At 66.0% G+C, this 10203-nt stretch carries 10 protein-coding genes; 3 read left to right on the forward strand and 7 right to left on the reverse strand.

What is annotated here, in order from left to right:
• Positions 1-11: 11 nt before the first annotated feature.
• The 6 genes from tssH to P9875_RS21695 all read right to left on the reverse strand — a co-directional run bounded on the left by tssH (position 12) and on the right by P9875_RS21695 (position 6356).
• A complete protein-coding gene (gene tssH, locus P9875_RS21670; RefSeq protein WP_278316567.1) occupies positions 12-2651 on the reverse strand; it encodes a type VI secretion system ATPase TssH in 2640 nt (879 codons plus the stop codon).
• On the reverse strand, positions 2648-3121 hold the full coding sequence (gene tssE, locus P9875_RS21675) for a type VI secretion system baseplate subunit TssE (RefSeq protein ID WP_035820620.1): 474 nt from the start codon (positions 3119-3121) through the stop codon (positions 2648-2650). The genes tssH and tssE overlap by 4 nt, the downstream gene beginning before the upstream one ends.
• 67 nt (positions 3122-3188) lie before the next feature.
• A complete protein-coding gene (locus tag P9875_RS21680) occupies positions 3189-3680 on the reverse strand; it encodes an Hcp family type VI secretion system effector (protein WP_034750126.1) in 492 nt (163 codons plus the stop codon).
• A 31-nt stretch (positions 3681-3711) separates the two neighbouring features.
• Positions 3712-5211, reverse strand: a complete 1500-nt coding sequence (tssC, locus tag P9875_RS21685) for a type VI secretion system contractile sheath large subunit (protein WP_099400349.1) — start codon at positions 5209-5211, stop codon at positions 3712-3714.
• Position 5212: 1 nt separating this feature from the next.
• Complete coding sequence (gene tssB / locus P9875_RS21690) at positions 5213-5722, reverse strand: type VI secretion system contractile sheath small subunit (protein WP_099400348.1); 510 nt, start codon at positions 5720-5722, stop codon at positions 5213-5215.
• Between the two features lie 37 nt (positions 5723-5759).
• Entirely contained in the window at positions 5760-6356 is a 597-nt protein-coding gene (locus P9875_RS21695; protein ID WP_099400347.1) for a hypothetical protein, read from the reverse strand.
• A 278-nt stretch (positions 6357-6634) separates the two neighbouring features.
• On the opposite strand from P9875_RS21695, the gene tssJ reads away from it, so the two are divergent.
• Genes tssJ through icmH form a run of 3 tightly spaced genes read left to right on the forward strand, consistent with a single transcriptional unit; the run spans position 6635 to position 9421 of the window.
• Positions 6635-7231 carry a type VI secretion system lipoprotein TssJ gene (tssJ, locus tag P9875_RS21700; protein ID WP_099400346.1) on the forward strand — a complete coding sequence of 199 codons (597 nt, stop codon included), beginning with the start codon at positions 6635-6637 and terminating at the stop codon, positions 7229-7231.
• Between the two features lie 37 nt (positions 7232-7268).
• On the forward strand, positions 7269-8639 hold the full coding sequence (tssK, locus tag P9875_RS21705; RefSeq protein WP_278316568.1) for a type VI secretion system baseplate subunit TssK: 1371 nt from the start codon (positions 7269-7271) through the stop codon (positions 8637-8639).
• Positions 8636-9421: a type IVB secretion system protein IcmH/DotU gene (gene icmH, locus P9875_RS21710; protein WP_035820633.1), complete on the forward strand. Its 786-nt coding sequence runs from the start codon at positions 8636-8638 to the stop codon at positions 9419-9421. Before tssK ends, icmH begins: the two co-directional genes overlap by 4 nt.
• Here icmH and P9875_RS21715 read toward each other — a convergent pair whose 3' ends face one another.
• Complete coding sequence (locus P9875_RS21715) at positions 9422-10201, reverse strand: OmpA family protein (protein ID WP_278316569.1); 780 nt, start codon at positions 10199-10201, stop codon at positions 9422-9424.
• Positions 10202-10203: the final 2 nt, after the last annotated feature.

A 10203-nucleotide genomic window follows, 5' to 3' on the forward strand; every position in this document is an offset into this window, starting at 1 on the left:
CGGAAGGTGGATTATCGGATCGTGTACTTGAACTGCCCCTGTTTATTTGCGCTGACGCGTATCGACGCCACCGGCTCGCCTGCGGCCATGCGCGCCAGCACCGCTTCGGCGATCGCCGGCAGCAGGCTGCCGTTGAGGATCTGGTCGACGTTGCGCGCGCCCGAATCGACCTCGGTGCAGCGCGCCAGCACGGCGTCGACCAGGCCCGCGTCATGGCTGAACTGCGCCTGGTGGTTGCGCGCGATGCGCGCGCCTATTCGCGCCAGCTTCAGCGCGATGATCTCGGCCAGCACCGCGTCGTTGAGCGGATAGAAAGGCAGCACCTTCAGGCGCCCCAGCAAGGCCGGCTTGAAGTGCGCCACCAGTTGCGGGCGCACCAGTTCTTCCAGCGCGGCCGGCGTGGGCAAGTCCTGCGTCGCCCGGTTCAGGCAGGCGGCCATCATCGCGCCGGACCCCAGGTTCGAGGTGGCGATGATGATGGTGTTGCGAAAATCGACTTCGCGCCCTTCCGCATCATCGAGCACGCCCTTGTCGAAGACCTGGAAGAACAGCTCCAGCACGTCGGGGTGGGCTTTTTCCGCTTCATCGAGCAGCACCACGCTGTAGGGCTGGCGCCGCACGGCTTCCGTCAGCACGCCGCCTTCGCCATAGCCGACATAGCCGGGCGGCGAGCCTTTCAGACCGGCCACGCTGTGCGCCTCCTGGTACTCGCTCATGTTGATGGTAATGAGCTTGCGCTCGCCGCCATACAGCAGGTCGGCCAGCGCCAGCGCCGTTTCCGTCTTGCCCGTGCCGGACGGCCCCGTGAACAGGAACACGGCTTGCGGCTTGTTCGGGTCGTCCAGGCTGGCGCGCGCCGTGCGCACGCGCTGCGCCACCGCCTCGATGACGTGCTCCTGTCCCAGCACCCGTTCGCGCAGCGCCCCATCGAGGGTCAGCACCGTGCGGATTTCATCCTTGAGCATTTTCCCCAGCGGGATGCCGGTCCAGCCGGCGACGATGCCAGCGACCACCTGCGCATCGACTTCCAGTGGCGACAGCGGCGCTTCTCCCTGCAGGGCCGCCAGTTCTTCCTTCAGCGCCAGCAGGCGCGCCGCGCCGATCTCGCCCGGCCGCTCGCCGCGCAGCTGCACGCGCAAGTCGCCGATCTGCGCCACCAGCGCCTTTTCGCGCTCCCAGCGCTGCGCCAGCGCCGCGACCGCCGCCTGCCCTTCCTCATGCTCGCGCCGCAGCTGCGCCAGGCGCGCGGCGCCGGCTTTGTCGGGCACTTCGCCATCGGCCGCCTCGCGGGCCAGGGCGGCGATTTCCGCGCCGATGCGTTCCTGGCGCCGGTGCGCGTTTTCCAGCTGCGCCGGCGTGGCGCGCTGGCCCAGCGCCACCTTGGCGCACGCCGTATCGAGCACGCTGATGGCCTTGTCGGGCAGCTGGCGCCCGCTGATGTAGCGGTGCGACAGGCGCACGGCATCGACGATGGCGGCGTCGCGCACGCGGATGCCGAAATGGCGCTCCATCAAGGGCGCCATGGCGCGCAGCATGGCGCAGGCGATGTCTTCGCTCGGCTCTTCCACCTTCACCACCTGGAAGCGCCGCGCCAGCGCCGCATCCTTTTCAAAATACTTTTTGTACTCGCTCCAGGTGGTGGCGGCAATGGTGCGCAGGGCGCCGCGCGCCAGCGCCGGTTTCAGCAGATTGGCCGCGTCGTTCTGCCCCGCCTGGCCACCGGCGCCGATCATCGTGTGCGCCTCGTCGATGAAGAGGATGACCGGGTGCGGGCTTTTCGTCACCTCGTCGATGACGTTTTTCAGCCGGCTTTCGAATTCGCCTTTTACGCTGGCGCCGGCCTGCAGCAGGCCCATGTCGAGCGCGTGGATGTGCGCGCCCTGCAGCACCTCGGGCACGTCGCCGGCGGCGATGCGCAAGGCCAGGCCTTCCACCACGGCCGTCTTGCCCACGCCCGCCTCGCCCGTGAGTATCGGATTGTTCTGGCGCCGGCGCAGCAGGATATCGACGGCCTGGCGTATCTCCGCCTCGCGGCCGATCACGGGGTCGAGCTTGCCATCGCGCGCCAGCTGCGTCAGGTCGGTGGTGAACTGGTCCAGCGCCGGGGTTTTGCTGGCCAGGGTAACCACAGGATCGTCGGACGTGCCGGCAAGCCGCGGCACTGCCGCGCTTTCCTCTTCGGAGCCGGCCGTGAGCTTGTCCGGATGGTGCTTCAATTGCTCCACGCTGAAGCGGGCGAACAGCTTCGAGCCGCGGTACGCGAGCTGCGCCAGTTCCGGCTCCGTCAGCAGTGCCAATAACAGGTGGCGGCTGCGGATGGGTCCCGGCTGCGCCGTGTCCAGCGAGGCGATCAGCCAGGCATGCTCGAACAGCAGCGGCAAATGGGGAGAAAAGACGGGCGTGCGCGCGCTGCCCGTGCGGAAGCCGCCGATCTCGCGCCGCAGGTCCGCCTCCAGCGCCGTCAGGCTGATTTCGCTGCGCTTCGCGATGGTGACGAAATCGCTGCGTTCCTGCTCCAGCAGCGCCAAAAACAGGTGTTCGATATCGACTTCATACTGGCCCAGTCCCACGCAGATGGCGGCGGCGCGGGTGGCGGCCGTGCGCGCCGTGTCATTCAGTTTGGCGATCAGGGTTTTCAGGTTATTGCTCATGCGGCGGCTCCCTTGCGGTTGATCGAATAACGCAGCGACGATGGCTGCAGCACGGCGTCGAAATTGACCGTCTCCCCGCCGGATCTCACGGCCAGCGTGCCGCTGATGACAAAACCCACGCGGTTGATGGCGCCCGCCTCGCGTTCCAGGCGGGCGCGCACATTGCGCAATCGCGGTTCGTGGCGTTCGATGGCGGCCTTCAACGCGGCGCAGATGCGGGCGCGGTCATCGCTGCTGGACAAACACATGCCGGCAAAATCGATCAGGCCATAGTTGACGATGGAGGCTGCGCATTCCGGATAGGCGTCGAGCGCGCCGGGCGGCAGGGCCACGCGCGTGTTGAGCAGCTCTTCCAGATCGCGCGCCACCGCATCCTTCAATTGTTCCAGCGACAGGCGCACGGCCACGCCGCCCGCCGCACCGCCGTCGCCCATCAGGCGGTCGAACAGGCCAGGTACATAACTGTCCATGCGCTCTCCTGAAAAGTCGGCGCGGCGCGCGCAGGAGGATGTCCGCCGCGCGCCGCGCAAGGATGGATCAGGCCACGCGGTTCGCGGCCAGGTCCCAGCCGCCCGAGGTATTGCCGCCGGCGCCGCCCGTCACTTTTTGCTGCGTGTATTTCCACTTCACTTTCGAGAACTTGAAGCCGACGTGTTCACCGAGGATGTCGCCCTCTTCCACGTTCGGCGTGACGGCGCCGATCAAGACATTTTCGATTTCGATTTCAAAGTACTTGACGCGCTCGCCCTGGCCGTCGGCACGCATGAATTCGAAGCGCGCCTTGGGGATGGTCTTGCCGGCCGAGCAGGTCTGCAGCAGCACCGGCGAGGCCAGGTCGGCCAGCTTGGAGATGACGATGTCCTTGTGCTCGCAGCGTTCGGCCGTGTGACCGCCGCCCGTCGAAGCGGTGGCGGACTTCGGCTGCTCGACGCTCCAGCTGACCGATTTGCACTCGATCCAGTCCTTGTGCTTGTCATCGGTGGACTCGCCCTTGATGCCGTCTATCTGCAGATATACATCGATTGCCATGGTGTGCTCCTGTGGTTGAAGGATGGGTGAATCAGGAATTGGTCGACTTCGGCAACTCCGCGACCAGTCGGAGCGAAACGGATAATTCATCGAGCTGGAAGTGCGGCCGCAGGAACGACACGGCGCGGTACACGCCGGGCCGGCCCGGCACTTCATGCACCTGCACGGACGCCTCGCGCAGGGGGAACTGCGCCTTCTGCTCCTGGCTGGCGTTATCGTCGAGCAGCACGTACTGCATCAACCAGCGGTTCAAAAAATCTTCCACGTTGGAGGCGGCGGCAAAGCTGCCGATCTTGTCGCGCATCATGGCCTTCATGTAATGGGCAATGCGCGAGACGGCAAAGATGTACTGCAGCTGCGACGACAGCACCGCGTTCGCGTTGGCCGCGTCGCTGTTGTACTTGCGGCTTTTCTGCGCCGACTGCGCGCCGAAAAACGCCGCATACGCCGTGTTCTTGCAGTGCACCAGCGAGATGAAGCCCAGGTCCGACAATTCCTTTTCGCGGCGGTCGGTGATCGCCACTTCGGCCGGGCATTTCAGGGCCACGTCGCCCTCGTCCGTCTTGAAGGTGTGAGTCGGCAGGTCGTCCACCAGGCCGCCGCCTTCCACGCCGCGGATGGCGGCGCACCAGCCGTAGTCGGCAAAGGCGCGCGTCAGCTTGCAGCCGAACGCATACGCGGCGTTACACCACAGGTATTTGTGATGGTCGCTGCCGTCGACGTCCTCGACAAAATTGAAACCTTCGACCGTGGTGCCGTCGACGGGATTGAAGGGCAACCGGCCCAGGAAACGGGGCAAGGTCAGGCCGACGTAGCGCGCATCCTCGGATTCGCGGAAGGCTTTCCATTTCGCGTACTCGATGGTGTCGAACACCTTGGCCAGGTCGCGCGGCTTGCCCAGGTCGCCGTAGCTTTCCAGGCCAAACAGTTCCGGCGCGGCCGAAGCGATGAACGGCGCGTGCGCGGCGGCGGCGATGTGCGACATCTGCTCGACGAAATACATGTCTTCCGGCTGGCGCGAGATGGCGAAGTCGCCTAGCAGCGCGGCGAATGGCGCGCCGCCGAAGGTGCCGAATTCCTCTTCATACACTTTCTTGAACATGCTGCTCTGGTCGAACTCCAGCGCGGCCTGGAAATCCTTCACCAGTTCGCGCTTGGTGGCGTTGAACATGCGGATCTGCAGGCGCGTGCCCGTATCGGAGTTGCCGACCAGGTAGCGCAGCCCCGTCCAGCTTTGTTCGAGCTGCTGGAATGGCGCCGCGTGCATGATTTCGCTGAGCTGGGCCGAGATCAGGCGGTCGATTTCCGCCACGCGCCCGTCCAAGGTCGCCGACAGGCTGGTCGACATCAGCACCGTGCCGTCGAGCACCTGCGCCACCAGTTCCGAGATCAGATCGCGTGCGCGCGCATGTTCGGCGCCGGACTTGGCGACGCGGCTTTGCTCGACGATCTGATCGAGCAAGTCGGTGGTAGCCGGCGCGTCCGGCGTGGATACCGCAAGGACTTCTGGGGCTTCTGCCTGGGCGCTCATCTCAATCCTCCTGCGCTGGGAACTGCGGTTTCAGGGTGGCCAGGCTGTCCGTGTTGTTCAGCACTTCCGTCAGCAAGTCTTCCAGCTTGTCGTTGCCGGCCAGCTTGTTGCGCAGGTCGGCCAGCTTGGTGCGCGCTTCGAGCAGCTTGCGCAAGGGGGCGACCTGGCGCACCACCGATTCCGGGCGGAAGTCGTCCATCGAGCGGAAGTGCAGGTCGACGGCGAACGTGCCGCCCGCCTCGCTGAGGCGGTTCGGCACGGCGAAACGAGCTACCGGCTCCACGCCGGCCAGCACTTCGTCGAAGTTGTCGCGGTCGATGGCGACGAACTTGCGATCCTTCAGGCGCTTTTTTTCGCTGTCCGGATTGCCGCCGAAGTCGCCCAGCACGCCGACCACGAAGGGCAGCTCCTTGTTTTCAATCGCGTCGCCAATCTCGACGTCGTAGGTCATTTGCACGCGCGGCGCGCGTATCTTTTGCAGGCGTTTTTGCACGCTGTCGGACTTGGGCATGGCGCTTCCTTTGCAAGGGGATGGTGGGGATGCTCGCTTATTTCAGGCCGCTGAACGGGTCGGCCGCACTGGCTGGCGCTGCCGCGCCCTTCGCCGCCGGCGTGCCGGAGCTGGCGCTGGCGGCACGCTTGCCGGCCGCCGGCGGGCGCCTGGCCGGCGGCACCAGCACCTCTTCGCCGATGCTCGCGCGCAGCAGCTTGGCCAGGTCCTGCGCTTCCGAGCGCAGCGAGCCATTCAGATTGTTTTGCCGCGACAGGTCGGCCAGCGCCTTGCCGGACAGGCGCAAGCCGCTGACGGCGACGATGCTGTTGGCGACCTTGTCGTCCGGGTCGCGCTCCAGCGCTTCAAGCGCATGGCCGATGGCTTCGCCGTACTGGGCGCGGTCGAACTTCATCTGCGCCATTTGCAGCCACGGCGCCTTGTCGGCCGGGTAGCTGGCACCGCCGCCCTTAAGCAGGGTCATGGCGCGTTCGTACTGGCCGGCGCGCGCGGCCGCATCGGCCTCGCTCATCACTTGCGCCAGGGTCGGCGCGGCAGGTTTCTTGGGTGCCGGCTGGTCCGGCGTGGCGCAGGCGGACAGCAGCAAGGCGCTGGCGAGGCAGGCAATACGGGGCAATATCGTGGCTGGCTTCATCGGGGCATTCCTTCACGTGGAGGACGCTACCGCTGGGAAAGATGGGCGGCGCCTTGGTGGAGGCCATTATTGATCGCCAATTTTTTTGCCAAATTGAGATTAATCAGCAAAGAAGAAGTTCCACATCACAGCCGCGTACAGCGACATCAAACCTGATCTGGCGCAGTAATTATCTTGATCGCAGGTGGACTTTGTGCCAACGCAAGCAGGCCGCCCGTGCATGCGCTTAAATGACAGCAACACTTTTATTTCCATCCTTCACCTTGCAAAGATCGCCCATGCCTCCTGACGCCCCGCTCCGCCGCCTGATCCGCGCCACCGCGCCACTGCTGCTGGTGCTGCAGCCGCTGCTGCTGGCCGGCTGTGCGGGCGGCGCCATCGGCACCCTCGCCAACGCGGCGCTGCAGATGGCCGGTGTGGCCAAGCCGCCGCCGGAACTGCCCGACGCGCAAAAGCCGCCGCGCAACGTCAGCATCCGCCTGCATGCGGCGCAGCGCCTCAACACGGATGCGGACGGACGGCCGCTGGCGCTGGTGGCGCGCATCTACAAGCTGCGCCAGAGCGCCGCCTTCGAACAGGCGCCCTACGACAGCTTTCTCGATGCGCAGCGCGAAAAGGCCGCGCTGGGCGCCGACCTGATGGAAGTGAAGGAAGTGCTGCTGGTGCCGGGCCAGCGCTATGAAGTCCAGGAGAAGGTCAGCAAGGAAGCGTATTTCATCGGCGTCGTGGCCCTGTTCCGCGCGCCGGCGGCGCAGCGCTGGCGCGCCACCTTTGCCGCCGCCGACGCGGAGCGCGGCGGCATCACGGTCGGCCTGCACGCCTGCGCGCTGAGCGTCAGCGGCATGGCCGCGCTGTCGGCCCCGCGCTGCCAGTAGCACACACAAACACGCCACACATTCAAGGAGAAACGAGATGGGCATGGCAGCGAAAGTCTTGTGGGGAGAGGGCCTGTTCCTGCGGCCGCAGCATTTCCAGCGCCAGGATCAATATCACGAAGCGCGCCTGCATCACACGGCCAGCGCGCTGCATCCCTATCTGTGGGGCGTGGCGCACATGGAATGGGACCTGGCGGCGCTGAAGACGGGCAGCCTGCGCCTGCACGCCCTGTCGGCGATCTTCCGCGATGGCGAAGTGTTCGAATCGCTGGGCGACGGCGCACCGGGCAGCGATACCCTGCCCCCGCCGGTGGACCTGGAAGCGCTGCCGCCGGCGGTGCAGGAAGTGACGTATTACGCGGCGCTGCCCATCCTCAACCGCGAAGGCATGAATTACACGGCGCAGGCATCAACGGCAGGCACGCCGGCGGCCACGCGCTTTGCGCACGCCATGCGCGCCACGCCCGACCTGTTCACGGAGTCCGCCGTGGCCGACGTGGCTTACCTGAAGAAGACCGTGCGCCTGATTCCCGACAGCGAGGCGCGCGGTTCCTACGACTGCCTGCCGCTGATCGCCCTGCGGCGCACGGTATCGGGCGGCTTCGAGCCCGTGCCCTCATTCATGGCGCCCAGCCTGGCGATCGCCGGCGCGCCGCGCCTGCAGGGCGTGCTGGAACACCTGCTCGACGCGCTGCAGGCGAAAGTGAGCGCGCTGCACGGCCACCACCGCGAGCCGAGCCGCAACGTGATCGAGTTCCGCTCGGGCGACGTGTCGTCTTTCTGGCTGCTGCATACGGTCAGCACGGCCGCCGCCGCGCTGATGCACTATGTGCGCCATCCGGCCCTGCATCCGGAGCGCCTGTACGAAGCGCTGCTGGGCCTGGCGGGCGGCCTGCTCAGCTACTCCAAGCATTACACCCTGGCCAGCCTGCCCGCCTACGACCACGCGCAGCCAGGCGCCTGCTTCGACGCCATCGATGCCATCATCCGCGAACTGCTCGACACCGTCATCTCGTCGAAATACTTTTCCATCGCCCTGCTCGAAGACAAGCCGTCGTACTACCTGGGCAAGCTCGATTCGGGCAAGATCGACCAGCACACCACCTTGTACCTGGCCATTCGCGCCGCCATGCCCGCCATCGAACTGGTCGACGTGGTGCCGCTGCGCGTGAAAGTGGGCGCGCCCGACGACGTGGAAAAATGCGTGCTCACGGCCATGCCCGGCCTGAAGCTGTCGCATGCGCCGCAAGTGCCGGCCGCCATTCCCGTGCGCCCCGACACCTATTATTTTGCGATTGAAAACCGCGGCGTGCTGTATGAACAGATGCTCAAGGCGCAGTCGATTTCCGTCTACGTGCCGGCCGGCATACGCGACCTGCAGCTGGAACTGATCGCGGTGACGGCATGAGCCAGCTCATCGAACGGCGCGCGGCGCCCTCCCTGCTGGGACAACGCGGTTCCGCTCCCGCAGGCAGCGGCCGGCATGCCGGCAGCGCCCTGCTGGACCTGATGCACGAAGGCTTTTATATGCTGTTCATGCTGAAGCACGGTTCGGCGCCGGGCGACGAGCAAAGCTTCATGGACCGCATCACAACCTTCCTCGACGACTTCGAACGCGAAGCGAAAAAGATCCGCGCCGATGGCGACGATATCGAGGCGGCCAAGTATGCGTTCTGCGCGGCCGTCGATGAAATCATCCTGGCCTCGCCTTTCACGCTGCGCAAGCAGTGGGAGCGGCGCCCGCTGCAGTTGCTGATCTTTGGCGACCAGCTGGCCGGTGAACACTTTTTCGACCGCCTCGACGCCTTGCGCGGCAAGGGCGCCATGCGCGTTCAGGCGCTGCAGGTCTTCCACATGTGTTTATTGCTGGGCTTTCAGGGCAAGTATGCGATCGACGGCGGCGAAAAACTCAGCTACCTGACGGCGCGCCTGGGCGACGAAATCGCCCACATCAAGGGCAAGAGCCGCGGCTTCGCGCCACGCGCGGAACGCCCCGACCAGGTGGTCAACAAACGCGGCAGCGACGTGCCGCTGTGGGCCTTGTCGAGCTTTTTCGCCCTGCTGGCCATCTGCGCCTACCTGGGCCTGAAAACGCATCTGACGCGCGGCACGCAAACGACCCTGGCGGCCTACGCTGATCTGGTCAAACTCGCGCCACGGCCAGCGCACCTGACCATCACACTACCCTGATCACTGTGCGATCCTGAACTCGATGCGCCGGTTTCTGGCCCGGCCATCGGCCGTGGCGTTGCTGGCCACAGGACGGTCCGGTCCCTGGCCCGACACCAGCACCGAATCGGCCGCGACGCCCTTGCTGGCCAGGTAGGCGCGCACGGCTTCGGCGCGCGCCTGGCTCAGGGCCACATTGCTGGCGCGCAGGCCCGTGTCGTCCGTGTGGCCGATCACCTCCACCTTGCGGCCCCGCAGCCGGAGCATGGCTTCCGCCATCTCGTCGAGAATGGCCAGGCCGGCCGGCGTGATGGAAACCTTGCCGCTGTCGAATTCGATGATGCGTTTATCGAGCGCCGCATCGAGCAAGCCCTGCTCGGCCTCGGCCGCCCTGACCCGCAAGCCATTGTTGACGACATACGTGGGATTGAGGCTGGTGGCGATGTCGCTGGCGATCTGCTGGCGCTGCGCCTCGTTCGCCACTTCGCCGCGCACGCTGACGTTGTTGCCGTCAATGCTGATCTGCCCCCGTGAAATGAGCTTCAGGTTCGGCGCGATCAGCTTGTGCACGTAGCCGTTCCAGTTGGCCGGCACGGCCACGTTGCCGATGGCGATCTGGTCGACCACGCGCTCGGCGCCATACAGTTCGCGCAGACGGGCCAGCACGGCCGCCTTGCCCGCCTCGTCGGCCAGGGTGCCCGTGACGAGGATCTGTCCCGGCATCGGCGTCTGGGGCGCTTGCGCCTGGGCGTGGCAGGCAGTGGCCACAGCGAATAGCAACAGGAAAATAGGTGACTTCATCG

This window comes from Janthinobacterium rivuli (assembly GCF_029690045.1).
GTDB classification, from domain to species: domain Bacteria; phylum Pseudomonadota; class Gammaproteobacteria; order Burkholderiales; family Burkholderiaceae_D; genus Janthinobacterium; species Janthinobacterium rivuli.